This window comes from Actinoalloteichus sp. GBA129-24, from assembly GCF_001941645.1.
Lineage (GTDB): Bacteria > Actinomycetota > Actinomycetes > Mycobacteriales > Pseudonocardiaceae > Actinoalloteichus_A > Actinoalloteichus_A fjordicus.
Map to the genome: position 1 here is coordinate 6,572,635 of NZ_CP016077.1, position 13,385 is coordinate 6,586,019.

Consider the following 13,385-nt stretch of genomic DNA (forward strand, 5'->3'; position numbering starts at 1 on the left):
GAATCGTTGAGCCGAGTTAACGACAGCGACGGTCGGTCGTCGGCGGCCCGTGGTAGCCCCGAGGGACGTCGCGACGCCGACTCGCCGAGGAGGAGGACACGCCCAGGGAGCACGATTCCTCTGTTCGGTCGATCACAGCAGCTACCGCCGGCTGTGCTCGGACATTCCCGGCGGTCTAGCATCCGAAATGTCAAGGCTTCGTCAGCGCGTCGGGTCATCGGTTGTCCACCGAGTGAGTTCGAGCGGCGACCAGCCGAGTCCACCAGAGATGTTGGAGGCCGTCCGTCATGGCCAGCACCACCGCCAACGCGGCGGGAGCCACGGACCGGGCCGGCAAGGCCCGACTCGGGGGCACCTTGTATCGGGGCGACCCCGGGATGTGGTCGTGGGTAGCCCACCGCATCACCGGCGTTCTCGTCTTCTTCTTCCTGTTCGTCCATGTCCTCGACACCGCTCTGGTGCGGGTCTCGCCGAACGCGTACGACGAGGTCATCGCGACCTACAAGAGCCCGATCATGATCCTGTTCGAGCTGGGCCTGGTCGGTGCGGTCCTGTACCACGCGCTCAACGGCGTCCGGGTGATGCTCGTCGACTTCTGGGCCAAGGGGATCAAGTACCAGCGCCCCATGCTGTGGACCATCGTCGGCATCTGGCTCCTTGTCATGATCCCCGGTTCCTACTACCTGCTCAGCAAGGGCATCGCTGAACTGTTCGGGGGAAGCTGACATGACCAGTGCGACCGAGTCCCCGACCCGAATCGCCTCGCCGCGTTCGCCACGCAGGCCCGCCGCACGGCGCAGCAACTTCGAGCTCTACAGCTGGCTGTTCATGCGGCTGTCCGGCCTGCTGCTGATCGTGCTCGTGCTGGGCCACCTGACCATCATGCTGTTCCTCGACGACGGCGTTCAGCGGATCAACTTCGCCTTCGTCGCGGGCCGGTGGGCGTCGCCGTTCTGGCAGTTCTGGGATCTGACGATGCTCTGGCTCGCGGGCCTCCACGGCGCGAACGGCCTGCGGACCGTGATCGACGACTACGCACGCAAGGACGCCACGCGCTTCTGGTTGAAGATGCTGCTGACCGCCTCGATGGTGCTGATCATCGGGCTCGGCACGTTCGTGCTCTTCACCTTCGACCCGAACATCGGCAACTGACATCTCTTGGTCGAGGGCGCGTCCTGCTCATCGCCGAGGAGTGGTCTCATCCCGAACGCCGAGGCCCGAGACATGACTCCCACCGAAGGCCCGAACCCCCGGCCTGGCCGGCAGACCCGCGTTCTCACCAGGGCGTGACAGCCCGAGTCGGGGGATCGACGAACGAGAGGGACCGGCGCACCGGGTCGGCCCCGACATGATGGAGAAACGCTCATGCAGTTCCACAAGTACGACGTGGTCATCGTCGGCGCAGGCGGCGCCGGGATGCGGGCTGCCATCGAGTCTGGCCAGCGGACCCGTACCGCAGTGCTCACCAAGCTCTACCCGACCCGGTCCCACACGGGCGCGGCCCAGGGCGGCATGTGCGCCGCCCTGGCCAACGTCGAAGAGGACAACTGGGAGTGGCACACCTACGACACCATCAAGGGCGGCGACTACCTCGTCGACCAGGATGCGGCCGAGGTGATGGCCAAGGAGGCCGTGGACGCCGTCCTCGACCTGGAGAAGATGGGGCTGCCGTTCAACCGGACGCCCGACGGCAAGATCGACCAGCGCCGGTTCGGCGGGCACACCCGCAACCACGGTGAGGCCGCCGTCCGTCGCGCCTGCTACGCGGCGGACCGCACCGGGCACATGATCCTGCAGACGCTCTACCAGAACTGCATCAAGCACGGCGTCGAGTTCTTCAACGAGTTCTACGTCCTCGACGTCGTCATGACCGAGACCGAGGACGGCCCGGTCTGCACCGGGGCGATCGCCTACGAGTTGGCCACCGGGGAACTGCACGTCTTCCAGGCCAAGGCCGTGGTGTTCGCCACCGGCGGCTTCGGGAAGGTCTTCAAGACCACCTCGAACGCGCACACCCTCACCGGCGACGGCATGGCGATCGTCTTCCGCAAGGGCCTGCCGCTGGAGGACATGGAGTTCTACCAGTTCCACCCGACCGGCCTCGCCGGGCTCGGCATCCTGCTCACCGAGGGCGCCAGGGCCGAGGGCGGCATCCTGCGCAACGACTCCGGCGAGCGGTTCATGGAGCGCTATGCGCCGACCATGAAGGACCTGGCCGCACGAGACGTGGTGTCCCGAGCGATGTCGACCGAGGTCAGGGAGGGACGAGGCGCCGGTCCGCACAAGGACTACGTGCTGCTCGACCTCACCCACCTCGGCGCCGACGTCCTCGAGGCGAAGCTGCCGGACATCACCGAGTTCTCGCGCACCTACCTGGGCATCGACCCGGTCGACGAGCCGGTCCCGGTGTATCCGACGGCGCACTACGCGATGGGCGGCATCCCGACCAACATCACCGGTGAGGTGCTGCGGGACTCCGAACACGTCGTTCCCGGCCTCTACGCCGCAGGCGAGTGCGCCTGCGTCTCGGTGCACGGCGCGAACCGGCTCGGCACGAACTCCCTGCTCGACATCAACGTCTTCGGCCGTCGGGCGGGCATCGCCGCCGCCGAGTACGTCGCCGGGCGTGAGTACGTCGAGATGCCGGAGAACCCCGCCGCGGCGGTGGCGGACATGGTCGAGCGCCTGCACGCCGCCGACGGCCGGGAGCGGGTCGCCAACATCCGCACCGAGCTGCAGGTGACGATGGACACCAACGCCTCGGTGTACCGCACCGAGGAGACGCTGAAGCAGGCGCTGCACGACGTTCAGGCTCTCAAGGAGCGCTACGCCAGGGTGTCCATCCAGGATGCCGGGCTGCGGTTCAACACCGACCTGCTGGAGGCCATCGAGCTGGGCTTCCTGCTGGAGCTGGCCGAGGTGCTGGTGGTGGGAGCGATCAATCGCAAGGAGTCCAGGGGCGGGCACGCACGCGAGGACTACACCAGTCGCGACGACGTCAACTTCCTCCGGCACACGATGGCCTACCGGCAGCCGACGGACCAGAGTGCGGAGACCGCCGTACTGGACGGGCTGACCGCCGAGATCCGGCTCGACTACAAGCCGGTCGTCCTCACCCGCTACCAGCCGATGGAGCGCAAGTACTGATGTCTGCCCCCACCACGAGCAAACCGGAAGCCACCGAGCCGGAACAGCGGGACCCCGGCGCCCCGCCGCCTGCTCCGGAGGGCTCGACCATCGTCACGGTCAAGATCATGCGCTTCAACCCGGAGCTGGACGACGAGCCGCACTGGGAGTCCTTCGACGTCCCGGCGCTGCCGACCGACCGGGTGCTGAACCTGCTGCACCACGTCAAGTGGTACCAGGACGGCACGCTGGCCTTCCGACGGTCCTGCGCCCACGGCATCTGCGGGTCCGACGCCATGCGGATCAACGGCGTCAACCGGCTCGCCTGCAAGGTGCTGGTCAAGGACCTCGCGGCGGGCAAGGACAAGAAGACCACGATCACCGTGGAGGCGATCAAGGGTCTGAAGGTCGAGAAGGACCTGATCGTCGACATGGAGCCCTTCTTCGAGGCGTTCCGCGCGATCAAGCCCTACCTGATCACCAGCGGAAACGAGCCGACCAGGGAGCGAGTGCAGTCCGTCGCCGACCGCGCGCGGTTCGACGACACCACCAAGTGCATCCTGTGTGCCGCCTGCACCTCGTCGTGCCCGGTGTACTGGACCGACGACGCCTACTTCGGGCCTGCGGCGATCGTCAACGCACATCGCTTCATCTTCGACAGCCGCGACGAGGCGGCCGAGGAGCGACTGGACATCCTGAACGACGCCGAGGGCGTCTGGCGGTGCCGCACGACGTTCAACTGCACCGACGCCTGCCCTCGTGGCATCCAGGTGACCAAGGCCATTCAAGAGGTCAAGCGGGCTCTGCTGTTCCGACGAGTCTGATCGACCGGCCCGACGGCTCGCCCTGCGCTGCTCGTGCGGGGCGAGCCGGGCCCGGCGGTTCGCCGCTGGTCGTCGCAGGCGTCGGTACGGCCGGGCGGCCTGATCGGGCCGCCTGTCAGATTGTTCCGCAGCGAGTGACCTCGGCCGACACCGTCCGGCTCGGCCGTTCGGAGCACGCAGGCCGCAGCAGGCACGCCGGTGTCGGCCGGATATGTGTACGGCGCGACTCACGACACCGGCTCTTCGGAGCCGGCTCTTCGCGCTGCGATCCCCCCACGTCGTCCCCTGCCGTCGTCCGAGGCGGCCGGTCGGCCGACCAGCGGACCGCACACGAGGTCCGCGACGCCGCACCGGCTCGGCCTGCGAGCACGTCCGGTCGGGCAGCACCGTCGGCGCCTGTTCCAGGCGGCGTCGCCAATGGAGTCACCGATCGACCGCCGGCCGGACATCCCGGCCGGAGCAGCTGTTCTGCGCGTCGACATGAGGATCTCGGAGGTTCCCGGTGGTGTCGGATGAGGCCGCTCGCGGCGGGGTGGCTAGCCTGAGGCTCGTGTCTGTGTCGGTCCGTCGATTCACGGTCGCTCTCACCACCGCTCTGGGTGTCACCCTTTCGGGGATGGGCGTCGGTCACGCCGCTCTCCCCGATCAATGGCATCCACTGCCCGCTCAGGGGCAGGAGTGCCCCTATCGCGAGGCGCCGCCCCCGTCGGGCGGTGAGACGGCCGCGCCGCTGCCGGTGCCGGAGTCCCCACCGGGCGGCGCACGCCTCGGTGAGTGCGGCAACGTGTTGCCAGAGAACGCCGAGGAGCCCCCCGCGGGCGTGAGTGCGGAGGCGTGGGTGATCGCGGACCTGGACACCGGCGCGGTGCTCGCGGCCCGCGACCCGCACGGCAGGCATCGCCCCGCCACGACGATCAAGGTGCTCACCGCTCTGACGGCGCTCCGCGAGCTGAACCTCGACGACATGGTCGTAGCCACGCAGGAGGACATCGACCAGATCGGGGTCAAGGTCAACCTCGCCCCCGGCACCGAGTACACCGTCCGTCAGCTCGTCCAGGCCCTGGTGATGGGTTCTGGCAACGATGCGGCGCACGCACTGGCCCGCCAGCTGGGCGGCGTAGGGGAAGCACTCGGGGCGATGAACGGCGTGGCCCAGGAGGTCGGTGGACTCGACACCCGTGCGGGCACCGAGTCCGGCCTGCATCACCCTGACGCCAGCATCTCCGCCTTCGACGCGGCGCTGTTCTTCCGCACCGCGCTCCAGGAGCCGGAGTTCGCCGAGGCCGCCGGAAACACACAGCTCGACATGCCCGGCGTCCCCGGCGGCGTGGTGCTCAACGCGAGCGAGCTGCTGGGCAGCTATGACGGCACGCTCGGCGGTCTGGGCGGCAGCACCGAGGAGTCCGGATTCACCTTCGTGGGCGCCGCCGAGCGGGACGGCCGCAGGCTGGTCGTCTCGCTGCTGCGCGCAACCGCCGAACCCGGCATCGCCCAACAGGCCGCGACGCTGCTCGACTACGGCTTCTCCTTCGCGGGCGAGACCGACCCGGTGGGCAGCCTCGTCATCGCGAGCGGCCAGGAGGAGTCCGACGACGCAGAAGACTCGGAGCAGTCGGGCGATGCGGAACCAGGTGCCACCTCGGGAGCGGGCGACGATGGCGAGGCGGGCTCCGAGGACGCCGCCGCACAGGCCGCGCCGGGCTTCTCGCTGTTCGGCACCATCGGGCTGCCGCTCACCGGGCTCGCGGGGGCAGCGATCCTCTTCTTCGCCTTCCTGACGCTGCGCGACAGGCGGGCCCGCAAGCTCGCGGCGGCTCGCCGGGCGGCCAAGGAGCAGGAGGAGGCGCAGCGCGCCACCGAGGACTGGCTGTGGCCGCCGGATCGCCGCGCCTGACCGCCCGCTGAGGCAAGCTCCTGACGGGTTGGACGAAGAGAACGGCCCCGTCGCACCGGACAGCCGGTGCCGACGGGGCCGTTCGCCGTCTGAGCGGGCGATGAGAGCCCCGATGGGCCGATCGATCCGTCAGCCGTGTGGCGGCCGCCTTCTCATCCGGGCGTTGGAACCACGCAGCAGGCGCGAGGTCACCATCGCCGTCACCGCACCCGCCCCGATGAGCGCCGCCGCCGAGCGTGGCCCCGGACCTGCGTGCACCGTCACCGCAGGCCTGATCACCGCGGGCGCGGGCGGCGTCGTCGACCGGCGCTCCCGGTTCTCCGGCGCCGTCGCGGTCCACGCCGTGACGAAGAGCAGGAAGCGGGACACCAGGTTCACGAAGACCAACAGGCCGATCACCGAGCCGAAGGCGACGCCTGCGGGCGAATTGCCGATCATCGTGAGGTAGAGGGCGCCGACACGCTTCAGGATCTCGAAGCCGATTGCGGCGAGCAGCGCCCCCTTCAGCGCGCCTCGCACCGAGACGGTCCGGCGGGGCAGCCGGACGAGCACCCACAGGAACACCAGCCCGTTCGCGATCAGGGCCAGCACCGAGGTGACCACGACGAGCAGCACGGAGGCGAGCGGGCTTCGCTCGATTCCCAGCAGATCGAGGATCTGGTGGGCGAAGCCGCTGCCCAGCGCGGTGAGCCCGAAGGAGAGCAGCAGCGCCAGGCCCAGTCCCGCCAGCGAGATCAGGTCGCTGAGGAGTCTGCGCGGCAACGAGGGCGCCTGCCGGGTGTCGTTCCACTGCGCCGTGATGGCATCCCGCAGATTCGCCATCCAGCCCAGGCCCGAGTAGAGCGCGGTCAGCAGGCCGAGGACTCCGACGACCTGCCGCTGGTCGACCGCGCGGTCGATGGTCGTGCCGACCAGCTCGCCGAGACCGGCGGGCAGCGACTCGGCCACCGAACTCTCGAGCCGATCGAGCAGCTCGGCGTTGTTGAACAGCACGAAGCCCGCTGCGGCGAAGGCGACCATCAGGATCGGGACCACCGCCAGCACACTGAAGTAGGTGATCGCCGCCGCATAGTGCTCCCCGTGGCGGTCCTGATAGCGCCCGCCCGCACGCACCAGATGATCCAGCCAGGGACGCCGACGTCGCAGCCGGGCCAGCCGCGAATCATCCTTCTCGGTTCCCGGCTCCGATGCCGACGGCCCTGATGTCGCAGCGGTGTTCATCCGATCAGTCTGACCGCAGTTCAGCGGGACTGCCGGACACCACGGCACCGGGTCGGCGCTCGGCACCGGGCCGTCCCGAACGGCGTGGAAGAGAAGGCGTCCGGCTGGTGTCTCTCCCCGGAGTCGCGAGCCGGGGGCGGGACGAGACTCGGCGCCTGTGAGTCGCTCTGTCCACATCGGAGACAGGCCGCAGGTGCGGCCGTCGAGGCCTGTCCGGTGTTCGACGCCCGCTGTGACGCGGCCTGCGGATCGCAGGCGGGCTACGGCCGGTCTCGGGCCGGTGCGGTGAGAACGGGCCCGCCCACGGACGGAGTCGACTCAGGACGGACGGGCGCCCGGTCTCCGGAAGGATCGCATCGGGTCGTCACGACGGCAGCCCGTCGCGCAGATCCGGTCGAAGTCGGTGACGGTGACAGGGGCGGGATGTCAGAGGTGCGAGGCGATCAGCTCTGCTTGCGGCTGACCCGCCTGCGGCGCAGCACGCCGACGATCAGACCACCGAGACCCAGCGTGACGGTGACCAGTCCGACCGGACCGCCGTAGGCCATGCCGAGGCTCAGGGACGCCTCCTGAACCGGCACGACAGCGGACTCCTCGGAGGCTGCGGCGCTCGCCGCGCCGACCGCGCACAGCGTGAGAGTGAGGGTCGCGATCAGTGCTGTCGCCGTCCGCGAGACCGCACGCGCCGTGCTCACGAAGATGCCTCCTGAACCGTTGCTTCTCGGGTACACCCTGCGGGCCTACTCGGACACGTTCGAACCCACTCGATTGGATGAGCACGTCGAAACGGAGTAGGAAAAACCTACCCTCCGTGCTTCATCCCAGGAGCCGAACCGGGGAACCCGCGACGGCACGGGCATAGGTTAGTGGGGTCCGTCACCGCCTACGCAGGCACCCCGGAAACCGCAACGACCACTGAACACGACGCAGACAGCCACCGGGGTCAATTCCCACAGTGGGTGAAGATCCACACCGGTTTACTAGCGGAAAGTGACCATTAGCAGTGTTTGCGGCACAGCGGTACGACCGCTCGGGGCCGTCGATGGTGCGGTCGGGCCCATCGTGGCGGGTCGACGCAGGCAGGCCGGCAGCCGAACTTCGCGCCACGAGCGGCCTCGTCACTCGGCAGGGCCCGCCGACTCGCCCGAGCAGGCCTGCCGAACGGGCCTGCCCACCGCGACATCGGTTAGGAGAGTGGAGACGTGGAGCGGACAGCACCGACACCGACCGGCCTGCCGGGACGCCGGAACGGGCACTCTCGGCGTCCACTCCGGACCGCCCCCGCCGGTCGTGCGCCGGGCCAGGCCCGCAAGAGGTGCAGACGTCCGCTGGTCATCCGACGAGCAGGCGCACTCGGCGACCGTGCCACGCGCGGCAGCCGTCGAGGTCGACCCGCCCTCCGATCGGCACGATCGCCCGTCAGGTTCGGCACCCGGCGTCATCCGACCCGAGACACCACAGTGGCCTGCCCGCTGATGCGGACAGGCCACCGGTGAATCGACCTCGCGGTCGTGGAGAACTCGCCGTCGTCAAGAAAGACGGTGTTCACGGCGAATCCGACGGAGGATCAGACGAAGTAGCTGGTCCACCGCTGGTTGGCACCGCCGTGGCAGTCCCACTGAACCAGCGCCGAGCCGTTGGCGGTCGAACCGTTGGCGACGTCGAGGCACTTGCCGGTACGCCGGTTCCGGAACTGGTACAGGTAGTCGCCTGTGTCGACGGCCTCCCACTGCTGGTTCCAGCCGTTGTGGCAGTTGTACTGAATGACGCGGGCGCCGTTGGCCGTGGAGCTACCCGCGAGGTCCATGCACTTGCCGGTGCGGCGATTCACGAACATGTAGGACACGCCGGAGTATCCCGGGTCGACGACGACGACCTCGGCCCACTGCTGGTTGTTCGTCCCGGCGCAGTTCCACAGGATCACCGGCGCATTGTTGGCCGAGGAGCCGTTCGACAGGTCGGCACACCGCGAGACGTCGTAGTTGCCCGTCCACCACGGGTCGGTGGTCCGAGGAACCAGCACGGTGTACACCGGCGCAGGCGCCTGCATCGTGGTGACCTCCTCGACGGTGAGGTCGTTGAGCGTGGCAGCGCCCTTGTCGCCGAACGCGGGCCCGTCCTGGGCTGCGGCGGGAACCGTGCTCATGAGCATGACCGCCGTCGCCGCCAGGACGATGGCGCGAACCGCGCGTCGCGCGATGTTCTTCACTAGTTCACTCCTTGAGGTGCCGCGCCTCGACGACCGGCCGACGACGAAAATCGCGGCAGGCGGACATCGAGGCACGGGGGCATTCGGAAACAGGGCTGGTGAGCGGTTCGTCGTGTCGTACACCTGTCGGCCGACCGGCAGGACAGTTGTATCGAACCGGGCTGACAATTCTCGGCGACCGCACCGGAAGCAATTCCGGCGCCGCAGCCCGCCGAGGGCGGCGACCTCGTCAGATCATTCCCGGCAGACCGAACCCGGTCAAGTCGGTTATCGACGTCGGCACCCCTCGAATGCTCTGAGGAGCGCGGTGGCGACCATTACGCCAATTGGTGGAATCACGGTTGATCCACCAACCCGGCGAACGCCGTCGTTTCCCGGCACCTATTATCGTCGACAGTAAGTGATATTCACCTAGTGCTCAATCGAGGTGATCTTTTCACCGGAGCCGAGCATTGCGGCACCCTGAATACCCGCCAGACCGACAGTCGACCTCGTCGAGCGCTATCCACAGCCGTCGATCCTTCGAGATCGCGAACCCGATTCGTCCACACCGTCACCTGGTCCTAGCCGTGTCCGTCATGATCGGACGACGCTACGTTGATACAGGTTCGAGGCCGGAGGGTGCCGAGATGACTGCACTGGTGGACGTGTACATCACAGTCCCGGCGGGAGGCGGCACTGAGGCCGAGACACTGCTGCTGGTCGAAGGGGTCAGCATCGACACCGCAGAACTGATCGCGGACCGGTCTGTCTGGCCCGTTCTCACAAAGAAGAGCGAATGTGCTCGATGTACGGAGGAACCGCTGACCGAGACGGAGCACTATGTGACTCCTGTCGCAATCAGCTCGACAAAGGCGACTGAATACTTCGCCTGGATGCAGCTCCCTCCCGCCGGTGGCAAGGTCCCGTGGAGCATGGTGGCTCACCACATAGCGCCGGGAGAGGTGACTGCGTTCAGCTCACACCTCCGGCGTCGGGTGAGCGTCCAGCCGATGCCATGACGAGGCCGGGCAGGACGGGCGTCAGCGCTTCGCGCCGACTCGGCGCCAGCCGAACTGCCTGACCATGTCACGAGTGTGACCGGGCTTCGAGGTCGGCACATGGGCAGTACCCGGCTGATTCAGGCTGCTGACGCCAGTCCTGCTACCGATCGAAGGCGACGGTGACGGGGGCGTGATCCGACCAGCGCTGCTCGTGGCTCTCGGCTCGCTCCACCACCGCCGACACCGCACGCGCGGCGAGGTCGGGGGTCGCACAGGCCAGGTCGATCCGCCATCCGCTGTCGTTGTCGAAGGCACGGCCCCGATAAGACCACCAGGAATACGGCCCGGGTCCCTCCGGGTACAGGGTACGCATCACGTCGACGTAGCCTGCCTCGTCGTACACGCGGCTGAGCCAGGCCCGCTCCGCAGGCAGGAAGCCCGCCTGCTTCTGGTTGCCTCGCCAGTTCTTGAGGTCGATCTGCTGATGGGCGATGTTCCAGTCGCCGCAGATCAGCACCTCGCGATCGTCGGCGGCGGCCTTGGCCCGCAGCTCGACGAGGTAGGGCAGGAACGCAGCCATGAAGCGTTCCTTCTCCTCCTGCCGCTCGGTGCCGACATCACCGCTGGGCAGATAGAGACTGCCCACCACCAGCCCGGGCAGCTCGACCTCGACGTACCGACCGGACTGGTCGAACTCCTCGACGCCGAAGCCCACCCGCACGGCCGACGGCTCGACGCGGGTCAGCAGCGCGACGCCCGCCCGGCCCTTGAGCGAGCTGTGCGCCGACACCACGTGCCAGCCCGCGGGTTCGCGCAGCGCGGCGGGCAGCTGGGCAGGCTCGGCTCGGACCTCTTGAAGACAGACGACGTCGGCCGAGGTGGCCGCGAGCCACTCGACGTAGCCCTTCTTCGCTGCGGCACGCAGGCCGTTGACGTTCACGGTGGAGACGGTCAGCACGGCCCGAGCCTAACCGCGCCGGTCACGGGTCCCGTGGCCCCCGTGCTGTGCCGTCGCTCTCACGACGACGGTGCGGGACGGGGGCTCGGCCAGACGTCGAGTTTTCCTCCCTCGAACGTGCTGTCCGGCGTTACCCTTACCACCATGGATGCGAGCGCCGACAACACTGCGACGGGGAAGGCAGGCGAGCCGATCGCGATTCGCGCGTCCAACGCCGAACGAGAGACCTACGCCGTCCGTCTTCAGGAGGCCTTCGCCGAAGGCCGACTCGACGTCGGCGAGCTCGATGACCGACTCGCACGCGCCTACGCCGCCAAGACGATCGCCGAGCTAACCCCGCTCGTCGCCGACCTGCCGCCCATTGCGGGCACGCCCGCCGCCGCAGGCCAGGCCTCGCTCGCCCATCCGCAGGCCGCCTCGATCGCCGCAGCGAACGGCGCAGGCCTGCACGGTCCGGCCAAGCTTCGACTTCAGGCGGGCGCGATGGGGCTGGAACGGTCGGGAAATTGGCTGGTGCCTCGCCGACTGGTGGTCGAGTCGAAATACGGGTCGGTCAAGCTCGACCTGGCGTCCGCGACCATCCCGCATCCGGAGGTCGAGGTGGCGCTCGACATCAAGTACGGCGGCATCGACATCATCCTCCCGCCCGACGCCACCGCAGACATCGACGGGTTCCACTCCAAGTGGGGCTGGCAGTCGCTGAAGGTGCCGTCGGTCCGGACCGGCCGGTCGCTGCACGTCGCGATCACCGGAACCAACAAGTACGGGCCGGTCACCGTGCGGTATCCGCGCGGGCTCTGGTGACCTCGGGAGCTGCTCCCGTCTGCTGAGGCGGGCGGTGCGGCGGCATCAGGGCCCGCCCCACACCTGACGCCGAGGAAGTCAGGGGGATCTGAGCTGCGGAGTTCTGAGCGGCAGGAGTCTCAACAGCAGGTTCTCAGCGGCAGAGTTCGCCGGAGACGTGCCGGAGGGTATCGGCCATCACCCAGCGGTCTCTGCCGAGCTGCCGGTAGCCCTCCTGTTCGACCTGATGGGCTCCGATCACCATGCCCGAGGTGAGTTCGCCGATCACCGGGTGCTCCGACGCCGGTCCGGCATGGACGGGTACTGCGCCCGCGACGACCTCGAAGTCGCACGGCGTGCCGAAGAGCGGCGCCTTCGGTGTCACGTCCGCCTCGGAGGTCTCCTCGCGGTCCGTCAGATAGGCGAGACCGATCACCGCTGCCGCGATGATGATCAGAGTTCGCTTCGGCATCCTTCGTCCACCCCCGGTCCGCGATCCGCCTGGTGCTCCGGCAATCGAGTCCAGATATAGAACGCGAACGGCGAACACGAAGAACCGAAGCGCCGGAGACCACTCGGGCAGGTGACAAACGAACTCAATGTGGGGGAGCGAAACTCGGGGTGGTCACGAAGAGCCATCCACCCCGCCGGCCGCCGGGGACGACCGGCGTCTCAGCGGAGCTCGAAGCGCTCCCGCAACGCCGCAAGCACCGGACCGGCGGGAAGGCCGTTCCCTTCCGCGAGGCCGGGGACGACAGCCTGGATGAAGGGGGCCACGTCCGCACGAGCACGCAGCAGGAAACGCTCCCGGTCGAAGCGGCCGCTGATCCGCTTCCCACGCGGGTTGACGACGGCGACAAGCGCCACCTCGATCGGCGAGCGCGCCCAGCCGAGGTATCGAGCCGCCTGGAAGAGCGGGATGCTGACCAGCATCAACAGCCGCTCGACCACGAAGAGCGGCACACAGCACAGCCAGATCAGCGCCCGCAGGAGCAGGCCGAGGAAGTACACGAACTCGATGACCCAGCCCGCGATCAGGAGGAAGGGCAGCATCAGGAGGACGCCGAGGAATCGCAGCACCGAGCCTGCGGCGCCGCGTCGACGATGCAGGCGGTTCTCCCGCCGTTGCGCACGTCGTCGACGCCGCTCCTCGCCCGCCGAGCCCTGATCACTGCGGCCCGCCCCGAAGCGAGTGGAGGCGATCGCGACCGGCTTGATCATCGGTCGCCAGCCACTGAGCAACGGCCGAACGGTCCATTCCCGCCCGCGTGGATCGATCACCCGCGTCGTCGAACTCATCGTCTCCCTCGACAACTGGACAGGTTCGGGGCCGTCGGTCGAGCCCGGACAGACGAGGAGCCCCCGACGTCTACAGACGTCGGGGCGC

13 protein-coding genes are annotated in these 13,385 nt (G+C 68.5%); 7 read left to right on the forward strand and 6 right to left on the reverse strand.

Features of this window, described 5'->3' with window-relative positions; translation table 11 throughout:
* The first annotated feature begins 287 nt into the window (after nt 1-287).
* From sdhC to UA75_RS28230, 5 genes are all read left to right on the forward strand, one after another.
* On the forward strand, nt 288-725 hold the full coding sequence (gene sdhC / locus UA75_RS28210; protein ID WP_075742816.1) for a succinate dehydrogenase, cytochrome b556 subunit: 438 nt from the start codon (nt 288-290) through the stop codon (nt 723-725).
* A gap of 1 nt (nt 726) precedes the next feature.
* Nucleotides 727-1,152: a succinate dehydrogenase hydrophobic membrane anchor subunit gene (locus UA75_RS28215; RefSeq protein WP_075742817.1), complete on the forward strand. Its 426-nt coding sequence runs from the start codon at nt 727-729 to the stop codon at nt 1,150-1,152.
* Between the two features lie 213 nt (nt 1,153-1,365).
* A complete protein-coding gene (gene sdhA, locus UA75_RS28220) occupies nt 1,366-3,147 on the forward strand; it encodes a succinate dehydrogenase flavoprotein subunit (protein ID WP_075742818.1) in 1,782 nt (593 codons plus the stop codon).
* Complete coding sequence (locus tag UA75_RS28225; RefSeq protein ID WP_075742819.1) at nt 3,147-3,950, forward strand: succinate dehydrogenase iron-sulfur subunit; 804 nt, start codon at nt 3,147-3,149, stop codon at nt 3,948-3,950. Before sdhA ends, UA75_RS28225 begins: the two co-directional genes overlap by 1 nt.
* Nucleotides 3,951-4,566: 616 nt before the next feature.
* A complete protein-coding gene (locus tag UA75_RS28230; RefSeq protein WP_083684172.1) occupies nt 4,567-5,844 on the forward strand; it encodes a D-alanyl-D-alanine carboxypeptidase family protein in 1,278 nt (425 codons plus the stop codon).
* Between the two features lie 129 nt (nt 5,845-5,973).
* On the opposite strand, the gene yhjD is transcribed toward UA75_RS28230, so the two are convergent.
* From yhjD to UA75_RS28245, 3 genes are all read right to left on the reverse strand, one after another.
* On the reverse strand, nt 5,974-7,065 hold the full coding sequence (gene yhjD / locus UA75_RS28235; protein WP_075742821.1) for an inner membrane protein YhjD: 1,092 nt from the start codon (nt 7,063-7,065) through the stop codon (nt 5,974-5,976).
* Between the two features lie 443 nt (nt 7,066-7,508).
* Nucleotides 7,509-7,760 (reverse strand): hypothetical protein, encoded by a 252-nt coding sequence (locus UA75_RS28240; protein WP_157434471.1) that lies wholly within the window; start codon nt 7,758-7,760, stop codon nt 7,509-7,511.
* Nucleotides 7,761-8,632: 872 nt separating this feature from the next.
* Nucleotides 8,633-9,274 carry an RICIN domain-containing protein gene (locus UA75_RS28245; RefSeq protein WP_075742823.1) on the reverse strand — a complete coding sequence of 214 codons (642 nt, stop codon included), beginning with the start codon at nt 9,272-9,274 and terminating at the stop codon, nt 8,633-8,635.
* A gap of 629 nt (nt 9,275-9,903) precedes the next feature.
* Here UA75_RS28245 and UA75_RS28250 point away from each other — a divergent pair.
* On the forward strand, nt 9,904-10,275 hold the full coding sequence (locus UA75_RS28250; protein WP_075742824.1) for a hypothetical protein: 372 nt from the start codon (nt 9,904-9,906) through the stop codon (nt 10,273-10,275).
* A 142-nt stretch (nt 10,276-10,417) separates the two neighbouring features.
* On the opposite strand, the gene UA75_RS28255 is transcribed toward UA75_RS28250, so the two are convergent.
* Entirely contained in the window at nt 10,418-11,215 is a 798-nt protein-coding gene (locus tag UA75_RS28255; RefSeq protein ID WP_075742825.1) for an exodeoxyribonuclease III, read from the reverse strand.
* Between the two features lie 144 nt (nt 11,216-11,359).
* On the opposite strand from UA75_RS28255, the gene UA75_RS28260 reads away from it, so the two are divergent.
* Nucleotides 11,360-12,019 (forward strand): DUF1707 domain-containing protein, encoded by a 660-nt coding sequence (locus UA75_RS28260; RefSeq protein WP_075742826.1) that lies wholly within the window; start codon nt 11,360-11,362, stop codon nt 12,017-12,019.
* A gap of 133 nt (nt 12,020-12,152) precedes the next feature.
* Here UA75_RS28260 and UA75_RS28265 read toward each other — a convergent pair whose 3' ends face one another.
* Both UA75_RS28265 and UA75_RS28270 read right to left on the reverse strand, forming a co-directional pair.
* On the reverse strand, nt 12,153-12,470 hold the full coding sequence (locus UA75_RS28265) for a hypothetical protein (RefSeq protein WP_075742827.1): 318 nt from the start codon (nt 12,468-12,470) through the stop codon (nt 12,153-12,155).
* 200 nt (nt 12,471-12,670) lie between these two features.
* Nucleotides 12,671-13,297 (reverse strand): hypothetical protein, encoded by a 627-nt coding sequence (locus UA75_RS28270; protein WP_075742828.1) that lies wholly within the window; start codon nt 13,295-13,297, stop codon nt 12,671-12,673.
* Nucleotides 13,298-13,385: the final 88 nt, after the last annotated feature.

Coding starts and splice junctions, on each gene's coding strand:
- sdhC (WP_075742816.1), top strand. CDS start 288: ATGGCCAGCACCACCGCCAACGCGGCGGGAGCCACGGACCGGGCCGGC.
- UA75_RS28215 (WP_075742817.1), top strand. CDS start 727: ATGACCAGTGCGACCGAGTCCCCGACCCGAATCGCCTCGCCGCGTTCG.
- sdhA (WP_075742818.1), top strand. CDS start 1,366: ATGCAGTTCCACAAGTACGACGTGGTCATCGTCGGCGCAGGCGGCGCC.
- UA75_RS28225 (WP_075742819.1), top strand. CDS start 3,147: ATGTCTGCCCCCACCACGAGCAAACCGGAAGCCACCGAGCCGGAACAG.
- UA75_RS28230 (WP_083684172.1), top strand. CDS start 4,567: ATGGGCGTCGGTCACGCCGCTCTCCCCGATCAATGGCATCCACTGCCC.
- yhjD (WP_075742821.1), bottom strand. CDS start 7,065: ATGAACACCGCTGCGACATCAGGGCCGTCGGCATCGGAGCCGGGAACC.
- UA75_RS28250 (WP_075742824.1), top strand. CDS start 9,904: ATGACTGCACTGGTGGACGTGTACATCACAGTCCCGGCGGGAGGCGGC.
- UA75_RS28260 (WP_075742826.1), top strand. CDS start 11,360: ATGGATGCGAGCGCCGACAACACTGCGACGGGGAAGGCAGGCGAGCCG.
- UA75_RS28265 (WP_075742827.1), bottom strand. CDS start 12,470: ATGCCGAAGCGAACTCTGATCATCATCGCGGCAGCGGTGATCGGTCTC.
- UA75_RS28270 (WP_075742828.1), bottom strand. CDS start 13,297: ATGAGTTCGACGACGCGGGTGATCGATCCACGCGGGCGGGAATGGACC.